At 71.0% G+C, this 24,373-nt stretch carries 26 protein-coding genes; 13 read left to right on the forward strand and 13 right to left on the reverse strand.

What is annotated here, in order from left to right:
- Positions 1 to 76 precede the first annotated feature (76 nt).
- From ACOZ38_RS02255 to ACOZ38_RS02270, 4 genes are all read right to left on the reverse strand, one after another.
- Complete coding sequence (locus tag ACOZ38_RS02255) at positions 77 to 649, reverse strand: hypothetical protein (RefSeq protein WP_424528445.1); 573 nt, start codon at positions 647 to 649, stop codon at positions 77 to 79.
- 304 nt (positions 650 to 953) lie between these two features.
- On the reverse strand, positions 954 to 1,529 hold the full coding sequence (locus tag ACOZ38_RS02260; protein ID WP_424528447.1) for a hypothetical protein: 576 nt from the start codon (positions 1,527 to 1,529) through the stop codon (positions 954 to 956).
- Positions 1,530 to 1,604: 75 nt separating this feature from the next.
- Entirely contained in the window at positions 1,605 to 2,618 is a 1,014-nt protein-coding gene (locus tag ACOZ38_RS02265; RefSeq protein ID WP_424528449.1) for an S-adenosylmethionine:tRNA ribosyltransferase-isomerase, read from the reverse strand.
- Positions 2,615 to 3,355, reverse strand: coding sequence for an SDR family NAD(P)-dependent oxidoreductase (locus ACOZ38_RS02270; RefSeq protein WP_424528451.1), 741 nt, complete (start codon positions 3,353 to 3,355; stop codon positions 2,615 to 2,617). The genes ACOZ38_RS02265 and ACOZ38_RS02270 overlap by 4 nt, the downstream gene beginning before the upstream one ends.
- Before the next feature lie 147 nt (positions 3,356 to 3,502).
- Between ACOZ38_RS02270 and ACOZ38_RS02275 the strand changes: the two genes are divergently transcribed.
- Both ACOZ38_RS02275 and ACOZ38_RS02280 read left to right on the forward strand, forming a co-directional pair.
- Positions 3,503 to 4,660 carry a GAF domain-containing protein gene (locus ACOZ38_RS02275; RefSeq protein ID WP_424528453.1) on the forward strand — a complete coding sequence of 386 codons (1,158 nt, stop codon included), beginning with the start codon at positions 3,503 to 3,505 and terminating at the stop codon, positions 4,658 to 4,660.
- Complete coding sequence (locus tag ACOZ38_RS02280; protein WP_424528455.1) at positions 4,657 to 5,313, forward strand: response regulator; 657 nt, start codon at positions 4,657 to 4,659, stop codon at positions 5,311 to 5,313. The genes ACOZ38_RS02275 and ACOZ38_RS02280 overlap by 4 nt, the downstream gene beginning before the upstream one ends.
- On the opposite strand, the gene ACOZ38_RS02285 is transcribed toward ACOZ38_RS02280, so the two are convergent.
- Positions 5,295 to 6,089, reverse strand: a complete 795-nt coding sequence (locus ACOZ38_RS02285; protein WP_424528457.1) for a hypothetical protein — start codon at positions 6,087 to 6,089, stop codon at positions 5,295 to 5,297. The two genes, ACOZ38_RS02280 and ACOZ38_RS02285, sit on opposite strands and share 19 nt — an antisense overlap.
- A 134-nt stretch (positions 6,090 to 6,223) precedes the next feature.
- On the opposite strand from ACOZ38_RS02285, the gene ACOZ38_RS02290 reads away from it, so the two are divergent.
- The 4 genes from ACOZ38_RS02290 to ACOZ38_RS02305 all read left to right on the forward strand — a co-directional run bounded on the left by ACOZ38_RS02290 (position 6,224) and on the right by ACOZ38_RS02305 (position 9,179).
- On the forward strand, positions 6,224 to 7,018 hold the full coding sequence (locus ACOZ38_RS02290; protein WP_405143547.1) for an ABC transporter ATP-binding protein: 795 nt from the start codon (positions 6,224 to 6,226) through the stop codon (positions 7,016 to 7,018).
- Between the two features lie 135 nt (positions 7,019 to 7,153).
- Positions 7,154 to 8,074 carry an SPFH domain-containing protein gene (locus tag ACOZ38_RS02295; protein ID WP_424528459.1) on the forward strand — a complete coding sequence of 307 codons (921 nt, stop codon included), beginning with the start codon at positions 7,154 to 7,156 and terminating at the stop codon, positions 8,072 to 8,074.
- A gap of 88 nt (positions 8,075 to 8,162) precedes the next feature.
- A complete protein-coding gene (locus ACOZ38_RS02300) occupies positions 8,163 to 8,921 on the forward strand; it encodes a sulfite exporter TauE/SafE family protein (RefSeq protein WP_424528461.1) in 759 nt (252 codons plus the stop codon).
- A 30-nt stretch (positions 8,922 to 8,951) separates the two neighbouring features.
- Positions 8,952 to 9,179, forward strand: coding sequence for a hypothetical protein (locus ACOZ38_RS02305; protein WP_405143553.1), 228 nt, complete (start codon positions 8,952 to 8,954; stop codon positions 9,177 to 9,179).
- A 3-nt stretch (positions 9,180 to 9,182) separates the two neighbouring features.
- Here the strand turns inward: ACOZ38_RS02305 and ACOZ38_RS02310 are convergent, their stop codons facing one another.
- The 5 genes from ACOZ38_RS02310 to ACOZ38_RS02330 form a co-directional block, all read right to left on the reverse strand.
- A complete protein-coding gene (locus ACOZ38_RS02310; protein ID WP_424528463.1) occupies positions 9,183 to 10,124 on the reverse strand; it encodes a Rieske 2Fe-2S domain-containing protein in 942 nt (313 codons plus the stop codon).
- 63 nt (positions 10,125 to 10,187) lie between these two features.
- On the reverse strand, positions 10,188 to 10,799 hold the full coding sequence (locus ACOZ38_RS02315; protein ID WP_405143557.1) for an HD domain-containing protein: 612 nt from the start codon (positions 10,797 to 10,799) through the stop codon (positions 10,188 to 10,190).
- 60 nt (positions 10,800 to 10,859) lie between these two features.
- Positions 10,860 to 13,040, reverse strand: coding sequence for a molybdopterin-dependent oxidoreductase (locus tag ACOZ38_RS02320; RefSeq protein ID WP_424528465.1), 2,181 nt, complete (start codon positions 13,038 to 13,040; stop codon positions 10,860 to 10,862).
- Positions 13,041 to 13,334: 294 nt separating this feature from the next.
- Positions 13,335 to 14,783: a catalase gene (locus ACOZ38_RS02325; RefSeq protein ID WP_424528467.1), complete on the reverse strand. Its 1,449-nt coding sequence runs from the start codon at positions 14,781 to 14,783 to the stop codon at positions 13,335 to 13,337.
- A gap of 93 nt (positions 14,784 to 14,876) precedes the next feature.
- Positions 14,877 to 15,293, reverse strand: coding sequence for a Fur family transcriptional regulator (locus ACOZ38_RS02330; protein ID WP_405143563.1), 417 nt, complete (start codon positions 15,291 to 15,293; stop codon positions 14,877 to 14,879).
- A gap of 125 nt (positions 15,294 to 15,418) precedes the next feature.
- Between ACOZ38_RS02330 and ACOZ38_RS02335 the strand changes: the two genes are divergently transcribed.
- From ACOZ38_RS02335 to ACOZ38_RS02345, 3 genes are all read left to right on the forward strand, one after another.
- Positions 15,419 to 16,561 (forward strand): CapA family protein, encoded by a 1,143-nt coding sequence (locus ACOZ38_RS02335; RefSeq protein ID WP_424528470.1) that lies wholly within the window; start codon positions 15,419 to 15,421, stop codon positions 16,559 to 16,561.
- Positions 16,562 to 16,631: 70 nt separating this feature from the next.
- Positions 16,632 to 18,347, forward strand: coding sequence for an SDR family oxidoreductase (locus ACOZ38_RS02340; protein WP_424528472.1), 1,716 nt, complete (start codon positions 16,632 to 16,634; stop codon positions 18,345 to 18,347).
- Between the two features lie 23 nt (positions 18,348 to 18,370).
- A complete protein-coding gene (locus ACOZ38_RS02345) occupies positions 18,371 to 19,144 on the forward strand; it encodes a TetR/AcrR family transcriptional regulator (protein ID WP_424528474.1) in 774 nt (257 codons plus the stop codon).
- Here the strand turns inward: ACOZ38_RS02345 and ACOZ38_RS02350 are convergent.
- Positions 19,139 to 20,104: an AraC family transcriptional regulator gene (locus tag ACOZ38_RS02350; protein WP_424528476.1), complete on the reverse strand. Its 966-nt coding sequence runs from the start codon at positions 20,102 to 20,104 to the stop codon at positions 19,139 to 19,141. The two genes, ACOZ38_RS02345 and ACOZ38_RS02350, sit on opposite strands and share 6 nt — an antisense overlap.
- Positions 20,105 to 20,283: 179 nt before the next feature.
- On the opposite strand from ACOZ38_RS02350, the gene ACOZ38_RS02355 reads away from it, so the two are divergent.
- The 3 genes from ACOZ38_RS02355 to ACOZ38_RS02365 are packed head-to-tail and all read left to right on the forward strand — an operon-like array spanning position 20,284 to position 22,493.
- A complete protein-coding gene (locus tag ACOZ38_RS02355; protein WP_424528478.1) occupies positions 20,284 to 20,724 on the forward strand; it encodes a DUF6069 family protein in 441 nt (146 codons plus the stop codon).
- Between the two features lie 34 nt (positions 20,725 to 20,758).
- Positions 20,759 to 21,619: a phosphotransferase gene (locus ACOZ38_RS02360; RefSeq protein WP_424528480.1), complete on the forward strand. Its 861-nt coding sequence runs from the start codon at positions 20,759 to 20,761 to the stop codon at positions 21,617 to 21,619.
- Positions 21,620 to 21,650: 31 nt separating this feature from the next.
- The gene (locus ACOZ38_RS02365; protein ID WP_424528482.1) at positions 21,651 to 22,493 is read left to right on the forward strand and encodes an alpha/beta fold hydrolase; all 843 of its coding nucleotides are present in this window, start codon (positions 21,651 to 21,653) and stop codon (positions 22,491 to 22,493) included.
- Positions 22,494 to 22,500: 7 nt separating this feature from the next.
- On the opposite strand, the gene ACOZ38_RS02370 is transcribed toward ACOZ38_RS02365, so the two are convergent.
- A complete protein-coding gene (locus ACOZ38_RS02370; RefSeq protein WP_424528484.1) occupies positions 22,501 to 22,836 on the reverse strand; it encodes a hypothetical protein in 336 nt (111 codons plus the stop codon).
- A 160-nt stretch (positions 22,837 to 22,996) separates the two neighbouring features.
- Between ACOZ38_RS02370 and ACOZ38_RS02375 the strand changes: the two genes are divergently transcribed.
- On the forward strand, positions 22,997 to 23,539 hold the full coding sequence (locus ACOZ38_RS02375; protein WP_424528486.1) for a tetratricopeptide repeat protein: 543 nt from the start codon (positions 22,997 to 22,999) through the stop codon (positions 23,537 to 23,539).
- Positions 23,540 to 23,664: 125 nt separating this feature from the next.
- Here ACOZ38_RS02375 and ACOZ38_RS02380 read toward each other — a convergent pair whose 3' ends face one another.
- Positions 23,665 to 24,300: a hypothetical protein gene (locus ACOZ38_RS02380; RefSeq protein WP_424528488.1), complete on the reverse strand. Its 636-nt coding sequence runs from the start codon at positions 24,298 to 24,300 to the stop codon at positions 23,665 to 23,667.
- Positions 24,301 to 24,373 lie beyond the last annotated feature (73 nt).

A 24,373-nucleotide genomic window follows, 5' to 3' on the forward strand; every position in this document is an offset into this window, starting at 1 on the left:
GCCGTACGGCCGCGCGGCGCACCCGGGCGCGAAAAGGCCGCCCGCGCGCCGGCGGGCGGCCTCGGAGGTCGTACGGCTAGCCGACGACCGTGGTCTTCACCTTCTTGGTGAAGTACCAGCCCTTGATGCCGAGCCTCTTCAGCTCGTCCCTGCTGAGGTCCTCAGAACCGGTCGGCCAGTCCCAGCTGTTCACGCCGAGGTCCGCCTTCACGGTGCCCTTGACGCTCTTCTTGAGCTTGAACGAGATGGTCAGCCAGCTGTCCTCGCCCTTCTCCAGGACGTGGGGCGGCCAGCACCAGAAGCCGTCAGGGAAGAAGTCGCACTTGGTGCCCTTCGGGCCGTCGTAGTAGATGGTGCCGCTGATGCCCTTCGGCAGGATGCCGCCGAAGTAGAAGTCGTCAGCCTGCCAGGGGCCCTTGTTGAGGCCCTTGATCCGGTAGGTGATCATGCCGCCGCGCTTGACCTTCTTGGTCGCGGTCACCTTGACCGAGAAGGTGGAGTAGGGGTCGCCGGCGGCCTTGACCGTGCTGGTCTTGGCGGCGGCGCTGGTGGCCGGGGCGGCGGAGGCGGGGGTGGCGCCGAACAGCAGAGCGCCCGCGAGCGGGACGGTGACGACCGTAGTCGCGATCTTGCCAAGGGGGTGGCGCATGCACGTCTCCCAGGGGGGTCAGGGAACAGAGGCGGGAACTCGTGGTTCCCGGCCGGGGAACACGGGCTTGTCCAGGGGTGCGGACCGGAAAGTCCGTGGGTAAACCGCAGTGTTTCTATCATGATCCACTGCGCTCTGACCACTCAATTAGCCTTTATCCGGACATTGTTCCTGAAATGCTTACAAAAAACGCCCTGACGGATAGACGAGTAAACGCCCCCCGCGGCCGGAGAAGTTCCCCGAACCAGACGAAAGAGCGGCCACCGCGTGTGCGGTGGCCGCTCAGGAAAGGGCTACATGAAGGTTAGCGGAGGATCTTGGTCTTGAACGCGCGGTAGTTGAGCTGGTTCTGAAGGTCGAGCTTGTCCAGCTCCTCCTCGTTGGTGACGTCGACGCCCTCGGGGACGTCCACCGAGAAGTGGGCGAACTGGGCGACGGCCGTTCCCTTGGTGCTCTTCTTCAGCCACACCCGGATCTTGAGGGTGGTCGAGCGGTTCGGCTTGAGCGTGTCGAAAACGCAGAACAGGTCGCGGCCCGAGAGCCCGCAGTAGGTCGACGAGGCCTTTCCGACCACGCGCGCCTTGCTTGCGCCCCTGGGAAGCTGGCCGAAGACGCCGGCGAGGTCCGTGGGCCACTCGCCCTTGTTGGTGCTCTTCAGTGAATACGTGATGACGCCGCCACGCCGAACGGCCTTGTTCCAGACGACGCGGGTGTAAAGCGGTGACTGCGGGGAGGCGACCGCCTTTGTGGCGCTCGCGGGGGCGGCCGTGACCGCGGTGGTGGCCGCTGCGGTGTCCGCCGACGCGGGAATGGCGAGCGAGGCGCCCGCCAGGGACCCGGCGAGGGTGAGTGCGGCAAGTGCGGAGAGGTGCCGACGCATGGGTGATCTCCCGTAGAAGTGGCTCGAATGGACGCGATCCAGCATCGAGCTATCGACTTGGAACGTCCTTGTGCATCACTTTATGCGGATTTGATGCGGCGTGATCATGTGAAGGTCACCGAATTCATGCCACAAGTACCCTTCGCGGAGCGCTTCCTCGTACGACCTGGACAAAAGCTCCTCGCCCGCGATGGCCGACAGCATCATGAGATGGCTGGAACGGGGCTCGTGCAGTCCGGTGATCAGCCCGTCCACCGCGTGGACGCCCACGGCGGGCGTGACGATGTGCGAGGTCCAGCCCTCGGCCGCGCGCACCTCTCCCGTGCCGGACAGCACGGCCGTCTCCAGAGCCCGCACGACCGTCGTGCCCACGGCGATGACCCGGCCCTCGGCCTGGTTGACCAGGCGCGCCGTCTGCGGTGACACCGCGAAGCGCTCGGCGTAGGGCGGTTCGTCCTTCTCCGGCGAGGCGACGCCGGTGTGCAGGGTGATCGGTGCGACCACGATGCCCCTGCTGACGAGGGCGGTGACCAGTTCGTGGCTGAACGGCCGCCCGGCGCTCGGCATCTCGGCGCTGCCCGGCCGCACCCCGAAGACGGTCTGGTAGGCCGACAGCGGCCAGTCGCGCTCCACGTAGGAGTACCGGATGGGCAGCCCGTACTCCCTCAGGTAGCTCGGGACGTCCCGGTCGACGGTCGCCCGCCAGAGCCTCGGCGTCTCGCGCTCCAGCAGGCGCAGGGTGGCGCCTCCGGGGAGCGGCAGCCACTCCCCGGGCTCCCCTCCCGCGTACGGCCCGGTGGCGGACCCTGAGCGGCGCCGCAGCTCCACCAGCCACGAGCCGTCCTGGCGCTCGGTGGAGAAGTGCACGGCGAGCCGGTCCAGCGGCACGGCCGCGGGCAGGGTCGCCGAGTCGTTGACCACGAGCACGTCACCGGGACGCAGCAGGTCGGGCAGGTCGGTGAAGGTGTGGTGGGTGACGGAGCCCGCGTCGGTGCCGGTCACCATGAGGCGTACGGCGTCGCGCGCCAGCCCCCGCGCCTCCGGCGGCTCGTGCGCCTCGCGGACCCTCGGCAGGTCGAAGGCGATCACCGGGTCACCCGGCCGCTCTCGGGCCGCCTCTTGACCAGGTCGACCAGGAACTGGGCCACGGTATCCGGATCGGCCGCGCTCGCCGCGTCCCGCTCGCCGATGGCGTCCGCCAGCATGCGCGTGCGCATCTCCCCGGGGTCCACCCACCAGACGGCGAGGTCGGGCTCCTCGACGGCCAGCACGTGGGAGAGCTGGTCGAGCGCGGCCTTGGTCAGGCCGTAGCCGCCCCAGCCCTCGTACGCCTCCACGGCGGCGTCGGAGGAGATGTTGATCACGGCGCCCCTGTGCTCGCGCAGCCCGCGCAGCGTCGCCTGGATCAACCCGAGAGGCGCGAGCACGTTGGCCGCGAGGGCTTCGGAGAGCGTGTCCAGGGGGTAGGCCGCCAGCGGGGGCAGCGGCACGGCTCCGAGCGAACCGGCGTTGTTCACCAGCAGGTCCAGGCCGCCCAGCTCGTGTACGGCCTGTGCCAGGCGCTCACGGTGCGCCGGGTCGGCGACGTCGCCGGCCAGTGCCGTCGCGCCGGTCTCCCGTGCGGCCTCCGCGAGGTCGGCGGCGCCGCGCGCCGTGACGACCAGCCGCCAGCCGTCGGCGGCGAGGGCGCGGGCCAGGGCGCGTCCGAGACCGCGGGAGGCCCCGGTGACCAGGGCCGTGGGCCGGGACCGCGCGGGAGTGCCCGCCGGGGACGGGGTGCCCGTCACCGGCCGTGTGTCTGTGGTGGGTCGGATGTCTTCAGCCATGGCCACGACGCTAGGAGCGGCGCGCCCGCGGGACATCGGGCCTCCGGCCCCTCCCGCCCGGGCTCATAGGCCTAGGCGGTGCGGAGGTACGGACCTAGGACCATCGGCCGAGCGGCTTCAGATGGCCGCCGCGCCTACAGTGTGGTCGTGACGACCGAACCGGCCACAGAGCATGACACCGGGCGCGACATCGAGCGCGACGCCGTGCTGCACGCGGTCAGCTCCGCGGTGCTCGCCGTCACCCGGCACCTCTCGGTGCGCGAGGTCCTCCAGGTGATCGTGCGCTCGGCGCGCACGCTGCTCGCCGCCCGCTACGCCGCGCTCGGCGTGCCCGACGACGACGGCTCGTTCGCGGAGTTCGTCGCGGACGGCGTCAGCGACAAGCAGTGGGACGCCATCGGCCCGCTCCCTCGCCAGCACGGCATGCTGGCCGCGATGCTCCAGGAGGCGGCTCCGGTGCGCCTGCCGGACATCCGCGAGGACCCGCGCTTCGAGTGGTGGCCGGCGGCGCACCCGGTGCTCAAGGATTTCATCGGGGTGCCGATCCGGGACGCCGACCAGATCCTCGGCATCATCTTCCTGTCCAACAAGCGCACGCCCGGCGGGTTCACCCAGGAGGACCAGGATCTGCTCACCCTCTTCGCGGCGCACGCGGCGATCGCCCTGACCAACGCCCGGCTGTACGAGCGGAGCCGCGAGCTGACGATCGTCGAGGAGCGCACCCGCATGGCGCGCGAGCTGCACGACGCCGTGACCCAGAAGCTCTTCTCGCTGCGGCTCACGGCCCAGGCGGCGGCCTCGCTGGTCACCTCGGACCCGCAGCGGGCGATGGCCGAGATCGAGCGCGTCCAGCGGCTGGCGGGAGAGGCGCTGGCCGAGCTGAGGGCGGTGATCGTCGAGCTGCGTCCCGCCGAGCTCGACCGGCACGGGCTGGCCGAGACACTGCGCAAGCACGTCACCCTGCTCGACCGCCTGTATCCCGTGAGGATCACCTTCGCGTCCGCACCGTCCGGCGACCTGCCCCCCGCGACGGAGGTGGCCGTGCTGCGGGTGGCCCAGGAGGCCCTGCACAACGCGCTCAGGCACGCGAACGCGTCGTCGATAGAGGTGTGCCTCCAGGCCGAGGGATCGCGCCTCACGCTGGAGGTCAGGGACGACGGCGACGGTTTCGAGGTCGAGACTCCCGCCTTCCGCGGCCTCGGGCTCGTGTCGATGAGAGATCGGGCCGAGGCGGCCGGCGGCTCGCTGCTGGTGTCCTCGGGGCAGGGCGCGGGGACGGTCGTCCGGCTGGAGGTGCCCGCGTGATCCGTGTTCTCATCGCGGACGACCACCCCGTCGTGCGCCAGGGCCTGCGCACCTTCCTCGACCTGCAGGACGACCTCGAGATCGTGGGCGAGGCCGCGGACGGGGCCGAGGCCGTCGCCCTGGTCGCGTCGCTGGCCCCCGACGTGCTGCTGCTCGACCTCAAGATGCCCGTGCTGGACGGCCTGGGCGCCCTGCGCGAGCTGTCCGAGCGCGGCCTCGACGTACGGGTGATCGTGCTGACCTCGGTGAGCGACAGGGGCGACGTGGCCCCCGCCATGCGCTCGGGGGCGTCGGGCTTCCTCTACAAGGACGTGGACCCGGCGGCGCTCGTGCAGGCCATCCGCGCGGTGCGCGGCGGCCAGGTGCTGCTGGCGCCCGAGGCGGCGGAGGCCATGCTGACCGGGCTGGACGTGCCGACCGGCACGGAGGCCCCGGCCGGGCGCGCGCCCATCGCCGTGCTGACCGAGCGCGAGCGCGAGGTACTCGCGCTGATCGCCTCAGGACGGTCGAACCGCGAGATCGCCAGGGAGCTCGTGGTGGCCGAGAAGACCGTCAAGACCCACGTCTCGAATGTGCTGATGAAGCTCGGCGTACAGGACCGCACGCAGGCCGCCCTGTACGCCGTGCGACACGGCTACGCGCCGCGCGGATGAGCGTTGTCCGGCCGGGGCCGGGAGCCGCCGGGAGGGGTCCTCAGCGAGTCGGGCGAGTGACGGGCCTCGATGATCGCGTGGTGGGCGGCCACCCGGGCGCGGCGTACCGCGCGGTCGAGGTCGCGCAGGGCCTCGTCGCGCACGGCGATCTGCCCGGAGGTGAGCCCGCGCTCGTCCGCGACGCGCAGCACCGAGGTGAGGCGCGCCGCGAGGGCGGCCACCCTGTGGGCACGGGCGGGGTATCCCGGGGCGAGGCCCTCGTCGGTGGTCGTGATCGAGGGCTGGGCCTTGGCCGGGCCTTCGACCGACAGCAGCGCGTCGGTCGCCGAGCGCATGGCCATGGTGAGCGCGTGCTCGGCGTCGGTGAGGCCGGGGAGGTCCGGCGCGGCCGTGCCCGCCTCCATCGAGGTCCAGCGGACTCCGGAGTAGGACGAGCCGCGACGGTCGAGGGAGGGGACCAGGCCCAGGGACCTGCCGGGGAGCACGGCCGTGGCCGCCTGCCCGGCGTCCACGGCGGCCATGTTGAACGGGGGAGGGCCGGTCAGGCCGAGCGGGTCGCCCGCGGCGGGAAGGGCCAGGCGCAGGGCGCTAAGGCCCTCGACGCGCAGGTCGGCGAGGAACCGGCGCAAGGGGGTGTCGGTCACCTCACTCGAGACGACCTGTGGTCCCGCCGCGCGCTCCAGCCGGTCGACGGCCTCGTCCAGGCCGACATGTCCGGCAAGCCAGGCGTTGCCCCATGCGACCAAGGTGGCGGAGATCGGTGAATCGGGGTGCACCGAACCACGATATGCGCTGATGCTGCAATAGGTTTGGTCCGGAGGGACACTGGGCGGGGCGACTCGCCCGGTGGCGCCGGGTTGATCCGGATGAACCGGGTTGATCCGGGTGAACAGGTCAGGAGGTATTCGGGATGGGTGGTCAGGTGCTTCGGCTCCAGGACGTCGCCGTCCGCAGAGATGGCGCGGCCCTGCTGCGGGGCATCGACTGGACCGTCGAGGAGGACGAGCGCTGGGTGGTGATCGGCCCCAACGGGGCGGGGAAGACGACGCTGCTGCAGGTCGCGGCGGCTCTTCTCTATCCCAGCGAGGGCTCGGTGGAGATCCTCGGCGAGCGGCTCGGCCAGACGGACGTCTTCGACCTGCGGCCTCGCATCGGCCTCGCCAGCGCCGCGCTGGCCGAGAAGGTGCCGCCGGAGGAGAAGGTCATCGACCTCGTGCTCACCGCGTCGTACGCCATCCTCGGCCGGTGGAACGAGGAGTACGACTCGGGTGACGTCACGCGCGCGGTGGAGCTCATCGACCAGCTCGGCTGCGCCCATCTGATCCGGCGGAAGTTCGGCACGCTGTCCGAGGGCGAGCGCAAGCGCGTCCAGATCGCGCGGGCCCTCATGCCCGACCCCGAGCTGCTGCTGCTCGACGAGCCGGCGGCCGGGCTCGACCTCGGCGGCCGTGAGGACCTCGTGCGCCGCCTGTCGGCGCTCGCCTACGACGCCAAGGCCCCGACCATGGTGCTGGTCACCCACCACGTGGAGGAGGTGCCGAGCGGGTTCACGCACGTGCTGCTGCTCCGCCACGGGTCCGTGGTGGCCCAGGGCCCGATCGAGTACGTCATGACCGCCGACAACCTCTCTCGCACCTTCGGCGTGCCCCTGAGCCTTGAGCGCAGCGCGGACGGCCGGTGGTACGCCCGCGCGCTTCCAGGGTGATCGGGTAAATCGGCCACGCGGGCGGGTGATTTTCGATTCGAGCCGATTCACCCGCGTGGTTATCGAACAAGTAAAGGCCAAACCAAATATCATTCCGGCCGGGGGCTCATCGGATTCGTCGGGTCGGAGTGGCTCATGACACAACTTGTCGTCGCCATGATCGTGGTGGCCATCGCGGGGTTCGCTTTATATCGCACCATTCGCATCGTGCCGCAGGCGCAGGCGTACATCATCGAGCGGCTCGGGCGTTATCACCGCACGCTCACCCCGGGGCTGAACATCGTCGTGCCTTTCATCGACGGGGTCAAGACCACCGTCGACCTGCGAGAACAGGTCGTCTCCTTCCCCCCGCAGCCGGTCATCACCTCCGACAACCTCGTCGTGTCGATCGACACGGTGATCTATTTCCAGGTGACCGACCCCAAGGCCGCGACGTACGAGATCGCGAACTTCCTCACCGGCGTCGAGCAGCTCACGGTCACCACCCTGCGCAACGTCGTCGGCGGCATGGATCTCGAGCGCACGCTGACCTCCCGCGAGGAGATCAACTCCGAGCTGCGCGGGGTGCTCGACGAGGCCACCGGCAGGTGGGGCATCCGGGTCAACCGCGTCGAGCTCAAGGCCATCGACCCGCCTGCCTCCATCCAGGACTCCATGGAGAAGCAGATGCGGGCCGACCGCGACAAGCGCGCCTCCATCCTGTCGGCCGAGGGGCAGAAGCAGTCGGCGATCCTCACGGCGGAGGGCGAGCGGCAGGCCGCCGTCCTCAGGGCGCGCGGCGAGGCCGAGGCCGCCGTGCTGCGCGCGCAGGCCGACGCCGAGGCCCAGGCCATGCGGGCCAAGGGCCAGGCGGACGCCATCGCGATGGTGTTCCGGGCCATCCACGAGGGAAACCCCGACCAGCGGTTGCTCGCCTACCAGTACCTCCAGACGCTTCCCGAGATCGCCAAGGGCGACGCCAACAAGCTCTGGATCGTGCCCTCCGAGATGGGCAAGGCCCTTGAGAGCCTGGGCGGTCTCTTCTCCCAGCCCAAGGAGGGCCCTCCCACCCGGTGAGCACCCGGTGGGCCGTCCGGTGTGACCCCTCCCCGCGGGCTGGGTACGGGTGCCGCCTACCATCGGGCGAAGCCGTACGAAAGGTGGCATGTTGACACCGTGGGAGGTGGTCGCGGTCCTCGCGGCCGGGTTCGCGGCCGGGGGCATCAACGCCGTGGTCGGGTCGGGTTCGCTGATCACGTTCCCGACGTTGCTCGCGCTCGGGTATCCGCCGATCGTCGCGAACGTGTCCAACAACGTCGGGCTCGTGGCGGGCAACGTCACCGGCGTGCTGGGCTACCGGGCCGAGCTCAAGGGTCAGCGAGAGCGGCTGCTGCGGCTCGCCGTGGGCTCGATGCTCGGGTCGCTCGCGGGAGGCCTGCTCCTGCTCTCCCTGCCCGCCAAGGCCTTCCAGGTGATCGTCCCCATCCTGATCGCGCTCGCCTGTGTGCTGGTCGTCGCGCAGCCCCGGCTCAACGCCTGGCTCTCCAAGCGGCAGGACAGCCCCCACCCGCACGGCGGGCCGTGGCTCTGGCTCGGCGTGTTCGGAGCGGGGGTCTACGGCGGCTACTTCGGCGCCGCGCAGGGTGTGGTGCTGATCGGGCTGCTCGGCATCTTCCTGGACGAGCACCTGCAACGCGTCAACGCCGCGAAGAACGTGCTGTCGCTGGTGGTGAACTCCACGGCGGCCATCCTGTTCGCGCTGATCGCGCCCGTCGACTGGTGGGCCGTGCTCCTGGTCTCGCTGGGCTCGCTGGTCGGCGGGTTCCTCGGCGCGCGCGTCGGCCGCAGGCTGCCCGCCCTGGTGCTGCGCGGCCTGATCGTGTGCGTCGGCATCGTCGCGATTATCAAACTGGTGTACGGCTGACCACACCCACAAGTGGGTATTTATCTGGACATGAAGGGTGACCGGGTCGAGATCGTCATAGACGCGGGCGATGCTCCGCGCACGTACGAGGTCGTGGCGACGAAGGCCGGGCGGCGGGTCGACGTCGCCACCCGGAGAGGCCTCGTGGAGGTCAGCGAGGTGACCAGGAGCGGTACGGCCGTGCGGACCGCCCGCTTCATGGCGAGCCGCATCCTCGCCCTCGTCGAGTACCCGGCCGCCGACCGCGAGGACGAATGAGCCTCAGGCCTCGCGCGGACGGACCTGGACGATGCCGTCGCCCCTGATGTTGACCTCGAAGGCCGGCTGGGGCGCGGTGGCGGGCCCGTGCACCACGGCGCCGTCCTCCAGGCGGAACGTGCTGCCGTGCCACGGGCAGACGACGCAGGCCTCGTCGTTCTCCAGCTTCAGCCGCCCCTGGTGCAGCGGCCCCGCGAGGTGCGAGCAGCGGTCGGCGAGGACCTTCACCTGGGCGCCGTGCCGCAGGACGAAAAGGTTGATGTAGCCCAGCCGGCGCGTGACCGGACGCCCGTCGGGCAGGTCCCACAAGCGGCACAGGTCGTGCCAGCCGAGCGGCACGAGGTGCGTCGTCGGCTCCGCGTGGGTCGGCCCGGCCGCCATGCGGTAGGCCAGGTGCCCGCCGAGGTAGCCGCCCAGGCCCGCGGCGCCGAGGCCGGCGAACGCCAGCGTGCGCCCCGCCTGGTGCCTCCCGGACAGCCGCATCATGAGCGACCCCGAGTAGAGCCCGAGCGCCGCCAGGTTGACCATGGCGTGGACGAATCCCACCCTCTGCTGCTCCAGGTGCAGCATCGACCAGTCGGTGATGCCCGCGGCGGCGGCCGGGATGGCGCCGGCGATGCCCGTGGCCAGCACGGCCCGGGACGCCCGGGGATCCACGTCGATGAGATCGAGCACCGCCGTCGCCGTCCAGCAGCCCAGGCTGATCGTCGCCAGCGGGGGGTGCAGCGGATGCCCGGTGGGCACGCCGTGCAGCATGTCCCTGAGCGCGCTCCCGGACGGGAGCCTGCGCCGGATCGTCTTCGCCACCGGCACGACCACGCGGTCTAGCGCCCTCACGTGCTCAAGACGTTCGGTCAGGCCTACCGGAACCGACATTCGGCCGAAGCCGAGGGACTCCATGAGCGTACGGCGTCGCGAGTTGACGGCCTTCGAAGTTTCCTCCACTTTCGCCCCCTCTCGCCCTAGGGGACCTACCCCCCAGAACCGAAGAGAACACCGCGAAGGCGACTACGCGCGGCTCCGGGCCAGGTGACCGCGGGCCACCGACAGCTCGACAATCTCGGCGGCGTAGTCGCCGAGGGCCGCTGAGCCCTCGCGGATGATCTCGACTTTCTCCATCACCTGATCGACGGTGACCCCGTGGCGCACCCAGCTTCCACCCTCGTTCTGATGGTTGGCCATCATCGGCGCCAGCCGGTCGAGAGCCCTCGCGAACCTCGCCTCGGGCGTCTTCCGCTCCTCGAACTCCTCCCACAGGGCACGCAGTGTGGTGGTCTGGTCCTCGGGCAGCAGGCCGAAGATGCGGTCCGCCGCGGCGCGCTCGGCCTTCTCCTGCAACTCGACCGCCGCGAGGTCGTAGATGAAGGTGTCGCCGGCGTCGATCTCGACGATGTCGTGCACGAGCAACATGGCGCAGACGCGGTCGAGGTCGGTGCCGGGTGGCGCGTGCTCGCCGAGGACCATGGCCAGCATCCCGAGGTACCACGAATGCTCGGCGTCGTTCTCCCTGCGGGAGCCGTCCATCAGGGTGTTGCGGCGGAGCACACGCTTCAGCTTGTCGATTTCCACGGCGAAACCGACCTGGGCCAGCAGACGTTCCTTATCGGGCACGGTGGTCACGCGCCACAGCCTATTACCGGAAGCGCCCGGATTTGCCCAGGCCCGCGCCTTGACCCCCGATCAGGCGGGTGCAAGCGTCACCGGCACCCCGTTGAACACCGCGTTTCCCGACAGCGGATCCACGATCGACTCGTCCGTCAGCGTGTTGGCGCTCACCCCGGCGTTCTTGGCCGCCACGAGCTGCGAGGTGCCCGCGTGGCCCCAGCCGTGGGGCAGGCTCACCACCCCTCGCATGATCGTGTCCGTCGGTTCGAGCCGTACGGTGAGCTCGCCGGCCGCCGACCGTACGACCGCCTGCTCGGCCAGCCCCAGCTCGGCGGCGTCCTGCGGGTTGATCTGCAGCGTGCAGCGGTTGGTGCCGCCCACCAGCGGCGCGACGTTGTGCATCCAGCTGTTGTTGGAGCGCAGGTGCCGCCGTCCGATGAGGACGAAGCCGCCGGCCTCCCTCGCGAGCGCCTCGCGGAGCCGTCCGACGTCGGCCAGGATCGGTTCTGGGGCCAGTTCGACGGCCCCTGAGGCGGTGCTGAGGATGCCGGGGAGCCGGGGCCGTAGCGGGCCGAGGTCGATGCCGTGCGGGCTCTCCAGCAGCCGCGCCAGGGACAGGTCATGGCCGTCGTCCCCGCCCCAGCCGCCGTACGGGCCGAGGCGCAGCATCGCGTCGAGGCGGAGTTCGGCCCCGCTGGAGCCGGTGAGCAGGGCTCGCAGCTCCGCCGGGTCGCGCCCTTCGACGGGTGACCCGGGCGTTTCCGTCGCCTTGCGGAGCATCTCGCCGAGGATCAGCTCGTCCAGGGCGGAGGGGTCGGCGCCCGCGCCCTGCCCGGACGCGATCATGGCGAGCCGCGCGAGTATGACCGCCTCGGTGGGCCGTCCCGGCTCCAGGGAGACCACGGGCGGCGAGTAGCGCGTGTAGTCGCGCACGGCGAAGCCCAGCAGCGCGAAGTCGTAGTGCCCCGCCTGCGTCACGCGCGGCGGAGGCAGGATGACGTGGGCGTGCCGCGTCGTCTCGTTCAGGTAGGGGTCGACGCTGACCATGAAGTCCAGGACGGCAAGCGCCCGGTCGAGCCGCGAGCCGTTCGGCGCCGACAACACCGGGTTGCCCGCGACCGTGATCAGCGCCCTGATGCGCCCCTCACCGGGCGTCTCTATCTCGTCGGCCAGCGTGGCCACCGGCAGCTCGCCGTTGGCCTCGGGCATGTGGCGCACGCGGCTGTGCCAGCGCCCGATGGCGTACGGCTTGCGCCGGCGCGGGCCCTCGGTGGCCGGACGGGGGAACATGGCGCCGCCTGGCCGGTCGAGGTTGCCGGTCAGCACGTTCACCACGTCGACCAGCCACTGCGCGATCGTGCCGAACTCCACCGTGCACGTGCCGATGCGTCCGTACACGGCGGCGGAGGGCGCGGCGGCCAGCTCGCGCGCCAGCCGTACGATCAGCTCGGCGGGCACCCCGCACGCGTCGGCGCAGGCCCCGGGGGTGAACGCCGCCACCGCCGCCTCGACCTCGGCCAGCCCGTTCACCGGCACGCGTACGTTCGTCAGCTTCTCGGCGAAGAGCGTGTGGGCGATGCCCATCAGCAGGTAGGCGTCCGTTCCCGGGCGGATGAAGACGTGCTCGTCCGCGAGCGCGGCCGTGCGCGTGCGGCGCGGGTCGACGACGACCAGGCGCCCTCCCCGCCTGCGCAGGGCCTTGAGGCGTCCTGGGAAGTCGGGAGCGGTGCAGAGCGAGCCGTTCGACTCCAGCGGGTTGGCGCCCAGCATGAGCAGGTACGCGGTGCGGTCGAGGTCCGGCACCGGGATCGTGAGCGGGTGGCCGAACATCAGGCCCGCGGCCACGTGCTTGGGCATCTGGTCGGCGGTGCTGGCGGAGTAGACCTGCCGGGTGCCGAGGCTGCGGATCAGCGGAGCGCCGTACAGCGCTCCAGCCATCGTGTGGGCGCTCGGGTTGCCGAGGTAGACGCCGCGAGCGGGGCCGGGAACGGCGGCGAGGCCGCGCTCGACCGCCTCGAAGGCCTCCGCCCAGCTTGCCTCCCGCCACTCGCCGCCCTCGCGGATCAGCGGCACGCTCAGGCGGTCGGGATCCTCGTCGAGCCGGCCGAGGCTCGCGCCCTTGGGGCAGATGAACCCCTTGCTGAAGGGGTCCGCGTCGTCCCCTCGCACTCCCACCACGTGGTCGTCGTCGTCCAGGGTGATCGTGAGGCCGCAGACAGCTTCACAGAGCGGGCACGTTCGGTGCGCCGTACGCATGGTCTGCCTCCTGAGTTCAAGGGACAAACCCATCTTTACCGCGCATGTCGATCGCAGGGAAGGGCGATTGTGGGCCGCAAACCCTGAGAATTCAGGACCGGCTTGGTACCGTGGTCCCGCGATCAGAGACGCCCTTCGATGGTTCTCGGATTCTGTGTTCTCAACTGTTCTCAACCCCCCGCCGGGCCGCGAGGTGGCAGCCTTCGGCCCGGCCTCTCGCGGCCGGAAACGGCCCAGGACGGCGAAAGGCCCGCCGGCACGGTTCGTACCGGCGGGCCGCCGCTCATCCACCGGTCAGAGAACGCCCAGACCGTTGGCGACGCTGTCGCCGAGGTCCTTGTGGACGTTGGTCCAGTACTCCACGACGCGCTTCTTCATGTCGCCGGTGACCTCCGGCGCGGAGGCGTGGCCGACGATGTTGCTCACGAGGTGGGAGCGGTCGGTGTCGGACAGGACGTTCTCCCACAGAGCGCGCGGCTGGACGAAGTCGTCGTCCTCCGCGTGCTTCTGGTAGGCGCTACGGATGATCTCGCCCGCCACCTGGTAGTTCTCGCCGGCGAAGAACGCCGGGTCGGCCGCGGGGCCGCCGGCGGTGTTCGGCGCGTACACCGGGTCGCCGGGGTTGCTGTAGCGCATCGCGCCGTCCTTGTTGTAGCTGTGGACGGGCGACTTGGGCTGGTTGATCGGGAGCTGAAGGTAGTTCGCCCCGATGCGGTAGCGGTGGGTGTCGGGGTAGGAGAACAGCCGGCCCTGGAGCATCTTGTCCGGCGAGGCCCCGATGCCCGGCACGAGGTTGGCCGGCTCGAAGGCGGCCTGCTCGACCTCGGCGAAGTAGTTCTCCGGGTTGCGGTCGAGGGTGAACCTGCCGATCGTGATCTCGGGGTAGTCGCCGTGCGGCCACACCTTGGTCAGGTCGAAGGGGTTGAAGCGGTAGTCCGCCGCCTCTTCGAACGGCATGATCTGCACGTTGACCGTCCAGGACGGGTGGTCGCCGTTCTTGATCGCGGTGTGCAGGTCGCGGATGTGGTGGTCGGCGTCCTGCGCGATCACGGCCCCGGCCTCGGCGTCGGTGAAGTTCTCCACGCCCTGGTCGGTCTTGAAGTGGTACTTCACCCAGAACTTCTCGCCGCTCGCGTTGTACCAGAGGAACGTGTGCGAGCCGAAGCCGTGCATGTGCCGCCAGCTCGTCGGCGTGCCGCGGTCGGTCATGAGGAACGTGACCTGGTGGGCCGACTCGGGGGACAGCGTCCAGAAGTCCCACTGCATGTTGTGGTCGCGCAGGTTGGTGTCCGCGCGCCGCTTCTGGCTGTGGATGAAGTCCGAGAACTTCGAGGGGTCGCGGATGAAGAAGATCGGGGTGTTGTTCCCGACGATGTCGTAGTTGCCCTCGTCGGTGTAGAACTTGATCGCGAAGCCGCGCGGGTCGCGCTGGGTGTCAGGGCTGCCGAGCTCGCCCGCCACCGAGGAGAAGCGGATGAAGAGGGGGGTCTCCTTCCCCTTCTGGAACAGGTTGGCCTTGGTGTACTGGCTGATGTCCTCGGTGATCCGCAGTACGCCGTGTGCGCCGCCGCCCTTGGCGTGCACCACGCGCTCGGGAACCCGTTCCCGGTTGAACTGGGCCATCTTCTGGATGACGTAGTGATCCTGCAGCAGCAGGGGGCCGTTGGGGCCAACGGAGAGCGAGAACTCGTCGCTCGGCGCGGGAATGCCAGCGTCCGTGGTGGTGATGGGCCGGTCGGTCATCGCGCGGTCCTCCGGGTCGTCATTGATGGAGTACGGCTGTTGATGGAGTACGGCTGGTGCCCTGAACTCCGTGTGAAGTGCTGGGTGCGGCGGTCAGTCGCCTGGGGATCGGCAGCCGGGGCAGATGCCCCAATAGATCACGTCGGCCTCCTCGACCAGGAAGCCGGCGGCGTCCACGGGATCGAGACAAGGAGCCTCCCCGGTCGCGCAGTCGACGTCGGTTACCGTGCCGCACCGGCGGCAGACGAGGTGATGGTGGTTGTCACCCACCCTGGCCTCGTAGCGGGCGGGACTGCCCATGGGCTCGATCTTGTGGAGGAGCCCGGCTCGGTGCAACGCGTGCAGCCCGTCGTAGACGGCCTGGAGGGACACCTGGCCCACTCGGTCGCGCACACCGCGATGGATGGCGTCCACATCGAGGTGGTCGCCCTCTCGAACGGTGTGCATGATCGCGACTCGCGCCGCGGTCACCCGCAGCCCGGCGTCACGAAGTCGCTCGATATCACCCACGACCTGCACCTTAGGCACTAAACCTGAATCATTCAAGTAAAGGAATCCTCCCAGTTTGGCGAATGTCGATCGCACTGGGGTGGCGGTGTCCATCTACGGGCGGAAGATGGCATGCTCTTGGAGCGATGAGAAGTCACCCCGTCATGCCCGCGATGCCCACCCCGTCGAAGTCCCCCCTCGCCGGAGCGCGTGCCCGGCGTTTCGCCGCCGTCACGCTGGTGGCCTCGTTCGCCGCCGTGCCGGCCGCGGCGTGCTCGGCCGCGGAGTCGGCCGGCCCCGGGGCCAAGGAGACCGGTTCGTCCGCCCCCGCGTCGGCGGGTCCCAAGGACAAACCGCAACGCAAGCCGTTCACCATCTCCTTCGGTGGTGACGTGCACTTCGAGGGCGTGCTCAGGAACCGCCTCGCCGCCCCCCGCACCGCCCTCGGCCCGATCTCCTCGGTGCTGCGCCGGTCCGACCTGGCCATGGTGAACCTGGAGACCGCCATCACCACGGGCGGCACGCCCGCGCCGGGCAAGCAGTTCACCTTCCGCGCGCCTCCGGCCGCGCTCACCGCGCTCAAGGCGGCCGGGGTCGACGTCGCCTCCATGGCGAACAACCACGGCATGGACTACATGCAGAGCGGGCTGCGCGACTCCCTCGCGGCGATCCGCGCCTCGAAGTTCCCGATCGTCGGCATCGGCGAGAACGCCGCGGAGGCGTACAAGCCGTTCCGCAGGACCGTCAACGGCAACCGGGTCGCCATCATCGGCGCCACCCAGGTGCTGGACTCCGAGTTCATCCAGGCGTGGACGGCCACGAACACCCAGGGCGGCCTCGCCTCGGCCAAGAACGAGGAGCGGCTCATCCAGGCCGTCAAGCAGGCGCGCAAGACCTCCGACACCGTGATCGTCCATCTCCACTGGGGCACCGAGCTGCAGAAGTGCCCGAACCCCGCGCAGCTCGCGCTCGCGCCCAAGCTGATCGCGGCGGGTGCCGACGTGATCGTCGGCGGTCACGCCCACATCCTGCTCGGCAGCGGCTACCTCCAGGGCCGCTACGTCAACTACGGCATGGGCAACTTCGTCTTCTACAACTCCGGCCCTGAGACCGGCGCGACCGGCGTGCTGACCTTGACGATCAACGGCAGGAAGGTGCTCAAGGACCAGTGGACTCCGGCGCGCATCAACGGGGGCATCCCGATCCCGGTGACCGGCGCCGCCAAGCAGCAGGCCGTGACGAGCTGGAAGGCCCTGCGGAGCTGCGCGGGGCTGGAATCCAAGGCCTGAGGCGGGCTTCCTTCACGTCCTAGCTTTGGACATATTGTCCAACAGCCTTCCAGGGTGTGGAGTGGGGCGTATGCGGTTCATCGAGGCGGGCGACGTACGGCTGGCGCTCTACGAGGAGGGTGACCCGGCGAAGCCCACGCTGCTGCTCGTCCACGGGTACCCCGACACCCACCGGGTGTGGGACGAGGTCGCCGGCCTGCTCGCGGCGGACTTCCACGTCGTCCGGTACGACGTGCGGGGAGCGGGCCGCTCGTCGGCCCCGCGCGACACCCGCGGCTACACCCTCGACCGCCTGGTGGACGACCTCGCCGGGGTGCTCGACGCGATCGGCAAGGACACCGTGCACCTGGCCGGCCACGACTGGGGGTCCATCCAGGGATGGGAGGCCGCGCGGCGGTTCCCCCGCAGATTCGCCTCGTTCACGTCCCTTGGCGGTCCCGGCCTGCACCAGTGGGCCGACTTCATGAGGAACGCCGGCAGGCGCGAGGTCGCCGGGCAGGCGCTGCGGTCCTGGTACATGGCCGCGTTCCAGGCGCCGGGGGTGCCCGAGCTGGCCTGGCGCACGGTGATGCCCCGGGCGCTCGCCCGCGTCATGCGGCTGTCGGAAGGCATCGCGCCGCGTGACGGGCACCCGGCGGACACGCTGGTCCGGGACGGGACGAACGGGGTCAACCTCTACCGGGCGAACATGTTCACCGCGCGCGACCTCGTGCCCGAGCCGTACGTCGAGGTCCCGCTACAGCTCATCGAGGCCGAGAAGGACGTGTTCGTCGCGCCGCGCCTGCTCGCGTCCCTGCACCGCTGGGTGCCGCGCATGTGGCACCGTACGATCCCGGCCGGGCACTGGGCGCAGCGCGGCAGCCCGGGGACGGTCGCCCGCATGATCGGCGAGTTCGCCCGCCACATCGAGTACGGCACCGAGCCCTCCCGCGAGCTCCGGCGCGCGCGCGTCGCCGGGGTGCGCGGGCCGTACGACGACAGGCTCGTGGTGGTCACGGGTGCGGGAAGCGGCATCGGCAGGGCCACGGCCCGCGCCTTCGCCGCCCACGGCGCCGAGGTGGTCTGCGCGGACCTCGACCTCGACGCCGCCCGCCGTACGGCCGCCGAGATCGAGCGCCTCTACGGGACCGCCCACGCCCACCAGGTCGACGTCTCCCGCGCGGAGGACATGGAACGGTTCGCCCAGGCAGTGCGGGACGGGCACGGCGTCCCTGACATCGTGGTCAACAACGCGGGCATCGCCGTCACCGGCCCCTTCCTGGACCACGAGCTCGGCGACTGGGAGCGGACCATCGGCGTCAACCTCTGGGGCGTCGTCCACGGATGCCGCCTGTTCGGGCGGCAGATGGTCGAGCGCGGGGAAGGCGGTAACATCGTCAACGTCGCCTCGCTCGCCGCCTTCATGCCGTCGCGGCTGCTGCCCGCGTACTCGACGTCCAAGGCGGCGGTGAAGATGCTCAGCGACTGCCTGCGCGCCGAGCTGGCGGGCAAGGGCGTCGGCGTGAGCGTGATCTGCCCGGGGTTCGTCTCCACCGCGATCGCGAGCAACGCGACGTACCGAGGGGGAGACCGGTCGCTGAGCGAGTCGGCGCTCCAGCGGCGCGCGTACCCGCCGGAGCGGGTCGCGGCGCACATCCTGCGGGCCGTCCACCGCGACACCGCGGTCGTGCCGGTGAACGCGGAGGGCAAGATAGGGTACGCGCTGTCGCGCCTGTCTCCGGGATTGATGCGGGGGCTCGCCCGAATTGCGGCTTCCGATATAGGACGACTGGCCGGGAAGGACTGACCGCTGGACATCGAGGGGGCAATATGAATTCCGTGTCCAGCTCGCCCACTGATCACTGTGACGACGAACAGCCTCCGCTGCGCCGCAAGCCCTCCCAGCGCCGCAGTGCGCGGCGCGTCGAGCGCATGCTCGACGCGTGCGCCGAGCTGCTCGACGAGATCGGCTACGACGCCCTCTCGACCACGCGCATAGCCGAGCGGGCCGACGTCGCGATCGGCTCCGTTTACCAGTTCTTCCCCGACAAGCGGGCGATCACCCAGGCGCTCACCCAGCGCAACGTGGAGCTGTTCATCGCCCGCGTCGGCAGGCGCTTCATGACCGAGGACTACCCCGGCTGGTGGCACGCGGTCGACGCCATCATCGGCGAGTACGTCGACATGCACAGGACCGTTCCAGGCTTCCGCTCGCTGCGCTTCGGCGACGCCGTCGACCTCAACCTGCTCGACTCGGTCTCGGAGAACAACACCGTGATCGCCGGTCGGCTCCGCGGCCTGCTCCTTGCGGAGTTCGGCATGGCCGACAGCGAGGAGCTCGACCTGAGCCTCACCGTCGCGGTCGAGGCGGGTGGCGCGGTGCTCGCGCTGGCGTTCCGCCGCGACCCGATGGGATGGCCGCCGCTGGTCGACGAGGCCAAGCGGCTGATCCGCGAATACCTTTCGAGCCAGCTCCGCCGCACGCAGTCGGGCCTCAAGGGTCGCCGCACCTCCGAGGACCAGCCACAGGCCACGACGTCGGAGAGCCCCGCGGGCCCTCAGGCGTCCGCCGCCTCCCACGCCGGCCCGGCCGGCCGGCTATGAGCCTGCCGGTGCCGGCTCGGGTCGCCCCTGGCGGCGGTACCTGCCGGGGGCTGTGCCGTACTCCCGCTTGAAGGCGTTGGCGAACGCGAACTCCGAGGTGTAGCCGACCCGTTCCGCCACCGCGTTGAGCGGCGCGTCGGAGTCGCGCAGGAGGCGTGCCGCGGTGGTCATGCGCCACCAGGTCAGGTAGGTCAGCGGCGGCTGCCCGACCAGCGTGGTGAACCGGCGCGAGAAGGCCGCCCGCGACAGCCCGGCCCGCGCGCCGAGCCCCTCGACCGTCCACGGGTGCGCGGGGTCGTTGTGGATGTCGTGCAGCGCGGCGCTGACCGCGGCATCGTTGAGCGCCGCCGCCCAGCCGGTGGCCGTGCCGTGGAGAGGCTGCTCGTCGAACCACGCCCGCAGGATGAACAGCAGCAGCATGTCGAGCAGGGCGGGCACGACCGCGTCCGCTCCCAGGCGCACGGTGGACAGCTCGCCGCCCAGCAGGTCGACGGCGGCGCGCAGCTCGGGGTGGCGCCCGAGGCGGGCCGGCAGGTGGACGATCTCCGGCAGGTCGGCGAGCAGCGGGTGGGCCCGCGCGGGGTCGAGCTGGTAGGCCCCGCAGAGGGTGACCGTGACGGCGGCCGAGCCGTCCTCGCGGGGCCGGCCCGCGGGCGGGGCGGCGTAGCGCCGCTCGAAGCCGGAGTCCTGCGGGTCGCAGGTGGCTTCGGCGATCGGCGTGGTGAGGCTGTCGGCCAGTGCGTGCCCGCGCCCGTAGGGCATGAACACCACGTCGCCGACGCTCAGCGCGATCGGGGCGCCGTCCACGGGGATCAGCCAGCACGACCCTTGCAGGACCACCTGGAACCCGGCCCCGAGGGCGGGGTGATAGCGCCGGCCCCAGGGAGCGTGCCATTCGACGAGCGCCGAGCGGGGCTCGCCGGTGCGCATGGTGGCGATCACGTCGCTCAGCACGTCCATCCGGCGAGCATATCTCCAGGCTGCTGCCTTTAAGACGATTGAGTATGAAATCAAGATAGACACGCATTGGATGTCTTCGCAGGTCACCATACGGTCGGATACGAGCGATCTTCCCCTCTCGCACTCGTGGCACGGCTCTGTCGGCCGGCTCGACCCCTGACGATCTCAAGGAGCACTCCATGACCACGGACACCCGCGCGCCCAAGCCGGCCACCGGCGGCACCCCCTCGTCCCTGCGGGTCAGGGCCATCGCCGTCGGCGGGGCGGTGCTGGCCACAGCCCTGCTCTGGCTGGTGGCCCAGATCCTCGGGATCGACCTGCGGGTCGACCCGCACAACGGCCAGCCCGCCGGTCCCGTCGGCCTGCCGAACGTGATCGGCTTCACGCTCGTCTTCTCCCTGCTCGGCTGGGGCGTGCTGGCCCTGTTGGAGCGGTACGCCCGCCGGGCCAGGACCATCTGGACGGTGCTCGCCCTCGCGGTGCTGGCGATCTCCTTCGTCCCGGTGGCCTACGTCGAGGCCACCGCGGGCACCAGGACCATCCTGTCCCTGATGCACCTCGCCCTGGCGTCCGTGCTGATCCCCCTGCTGCGGCGCGGCCCCGCCAAAAACCTGACCTGAACCCCCACCGCGCCCGATGGGCCACAATGTTCGCGTGAGGCCCGCCGTCGCCGCTGCCATGTCGGTCGCCGCGCGCCACGGGGTGCGCGTCGCCGATCCGGTGGTGCTGAAGGACTCGTTCAGCATCCGGGTCCACCTGCGTCCCGCGCCGATCGTGGCGCGCGTCCCCACGGTCACGGCGCTCGGCCGTCCCCGCCCTGCGGAGGCGCTGGCGCGCGAGGTGTCCGTCGTCTCCTTCCTGTACGAGCGCGGGGTGCCGGTCGTCCCGGTGAGCGACCTGCTGCCGCCGGGGCCCTTCGAGCAGGACGGCTACGCGGTGTCCTTCTGGACCTACGCCGAGCACGACGGCGACCGGCGCTACAAGCCCGCGGACGTGGGCCGGGCACTGGCGGAGCTGCACCAGGTCCTTCGCGAGTATCCCGGTGAGCTGCCCTATCTCGGCCCGGCGCTGGACGAGACGGCCTGCCTGCTCGACCGCCTGGGCCCGCTGCCGGGTGTCGACGCTGGAACGCTCGCCGGGCTGCGCGACGACCTCGATCGGCTGGGCACCGAACTGCGCGCCGCGCCCGGTCCCGCGCAGGCCCTTCACGGTGACGCCCACCCAGGGAACCTCCTCGCCACCGCCCGCGGACCGCTCTGGATCGACTTCGAGGAGACCTGCTCGGGCCCCGTCGGCTGGGACCTCGCGTGCCTGGTGAAGACGGGGCTGCTCGACGGGCCGGAGGCGCTCCGGGAGTACGGCGCGGACCCGGACGACCCGGGGCTGCAGTTGTTCCTCCGGGCACGGCGGTTGCAGGGTGCGTTGTGGATGCTCGCGAAGGGGCGGGCGTTTCCCGGGGAGGTCGCGCGGGTGGCGGCGGCGCTCGACCAGTGGCGTGCGGGCAGGGTCGGCTGACGGTGGGTATCCCCCGCAGGGGAGGAAACCGATGAGCGTTATGAAGAGCGACATGCTGGCCGTGCCCGGTGCCCGCATCTACTACGAGGTGCGGGGGACCGGGCCGCTCCTGCTGGTGTCGCAGGGCGGGGAGGGCGACGCCGGGCGCACGGGCGGCCTGGTCACGCGGCTCGCCGCCGACCACACGGTGGTGACCTATGACCGCCGGGGCCTGTCGCGGAGCAGGCCCGACGATCCGGCGGCCCCGCTGACGATGGAGACGCACGCCGACGACGCCCATCGCCTGCTGGCGGAGCTGACCACCGAGCCCGCGATCGTGTTCGGCTCCAGCTTCGGCGGCCTGGTCGGGCTCACGCTGACCGTCCGCCACCCGCGCCAGATCGGCACGCTGGTCACCCACGAGCCTCCCGCGGTCCGGCTCCTCCCCGAGGCCGCGCGGGAGGGCACGGAGCGCGTCCTCGACGAGCTGGAGGAGACCTATCACGACGAGGGGTGGGGCGCCGCCTTCAAGAAGCTGGCGGAGATCACCGGCTCAGGCTCCGAGGGAAGGGAGCCCGACGTCGAGCTGCCTCCGCCGCTCTCCAGGGAGCGCATCGCCAACATGAAGTTCTTCTTCACGTACGACATCCCGGCGATGCGCCGCTGCGAGGTGGGCGTCGCGGACGTCACCGCGCTGAGCGCCGCGCGGGTCCGCGTCGTGCCGGCGGCGGGACGTACGACCTCGCGGGGGTTCTTCGACTTCCAGTGCGTCCAGGAGCTGGCCCGCCATCTCGGAACCGCCGTGGCGGAGTTCCCCGGCGGGCACAACGGGCCCACGACCCACCCGAAGGCGTTCGCCGTACGGCTGCGCGAGGTCCTCGGCGAGCGTCCGTGAGGCGGGGCTACTCCTGGTCGTGCGGCGCGATGGCCGGGTCGGTCTCCTGCTCGGGCGACGTCACGCCTGTGGGAGGCGGGTCCACGTGCCTCTCCGACTTCGCCTGCGGCGGCAGGTGGGCCGGGTCGTCGGAAGTTCCGGCGACCGGCGGCATGCACGGCGTGGACACCTGCCGGACGACCTGCCGGGCCGCCTGGAGCTCAGCTCGTAACCTGACGAGCTCCTGGCGCTGCTGGGCGGCGGTCTCCAGCCGGGCACTGGTGTATCCGAGGGTTCCCGGGACGATCGCGGCGAGCACGGCGGCACAGGCGAGGGCGAAGGTCGTCTGCCAGGACATGTCCATCGCAGCTCCTCGAACGGCGTTTGTGACCTTCCAGGCGGAGCGAATATGCCCACTCGCCTCGGGCGACACGCGGAGCGTAGTCAAACATGTGCGAATCAGTACCGGAGCAATGCCTGCTGTTGTCCGCGCATAGTTGAGCGGCGCTCGGTAATCTCGTCTTGTGGCACATGTGACGCGTGGGCAGCTTGATCGGCTGCTCGAACAGGCGCTCCTGCACGACGATCACGGGGCTCTCGCCGGGAGGCTCGACGATCTGGCGCGCGGCTACGCGTCCGGTGAGGTGTCCCGTGCCGCGATCCTGGTGCTGGCCGCCGAGGAGTGGCGGCAGGCGGGCCAGCCGGCGAGGGCTCTCGAATGCTTCCAGCGGGCGCTGGACGACGGGGGTGAGGTGAGCGTCGATCCACGGGCCGGCATCGCCGACACCCTGTTCGAGCTCGACCGCCCCACCGAGGCCCAGGAGCTGGTCGAGTCCATCAAGGCGGACGGGAGGGTCGATCCCAGCACCGCCCTGCACGTCGCCGAGACCCTGCTGGCCTACGGCGACCTCAACGGGGCGCACGAGTGGGCCACCGAGGGGGTGCTCGCCGGCGAAGGCGCGGGCGGCGGCACGCGCGAGGCGCTCCTGCGTACGCGCTACCGCATCCGCGTCGACCTCGGCCTCCCAGAGGACGACATCGACGCGCTCCTCGACGTCTCCCGCTGAGCCCCACGAGACGGCCCGCTTTAAACGAAGGCCGCAGGGCCGTCTTCGTGTGAGGGGCCGCACGGGCCGTGACCCCCAAGTGCCACGGCCCGCACGGCGCTGGTGGCCGCCCTGAGGCGGGCGCGTCAGCGGACCCGCAGGTCCCTGAGCGACGTGCCGAGGGAGGGGATCTCGGCGGTGACCACGGTGCCGTCGTTGCCCGGGTCCACGAGGACGGGGGTCTGCGGCTCGACGGGCAGCACGAGGACGTCCGGCGCGGCGCCCAGGCCGGGCGTGGAGTCCAGGCCGGGCGTGGAATCCAGACCCGGCGCCGGGTCCAGCCCCGGAGTGTTCAGCTCGGCGTCATCGCCCGGGACGGGCGGGTCCTCGCGACGGAGCACGTGCGAGAGGTCCCTGCCGCGGGCCACGTCGTAGACGTACTGCCCCCTCATGACGCGGGGGAGTCCGGTGCTCCGCACGATGGCGGGGAGGTCGGTCAGGCCGACCACCGTGGTGGTGCGGGTGGGCATGCCGGACGACCGGCCGATCTGCTCGATGCCGAGCATCAGGTCGCCGCCGTCGCCGTAGCCGTCGCGACCGGCCACGCGCAGCGCCGGCAGCCTGAGCCCGTTGACGGTGTTCGGCGAGATGTCCGCGGGGGAGGTGAGCGGGCGGCTCTCGGCGGGCGTCGCGGCGAGCGCGCTGCCCATCCCTAGCCAGCCGGCGCCCGCCGTGACCGCGGCCACCGCGATGACCCCGCGGATACTGAGTGACGTACGCATGAAGACTCCCTGACTACTTCCAGTGCTTTGACGAGGACTGAAAGTAGTCAGGGAGCTTCGCCGTCGGCGGGTC

Origin of the sequence: Sphaerisporangium viridialbum (genome assembly GCF_049674955.1) — a bacterium.
GTDB classification, from domain to species: Bacteria; Actinomycetota; Actinomycetes; order Streptosporangiales; family Streptosporangiaceae; genus Sphaerisporangium; species Sphaerisporangium viridialbum.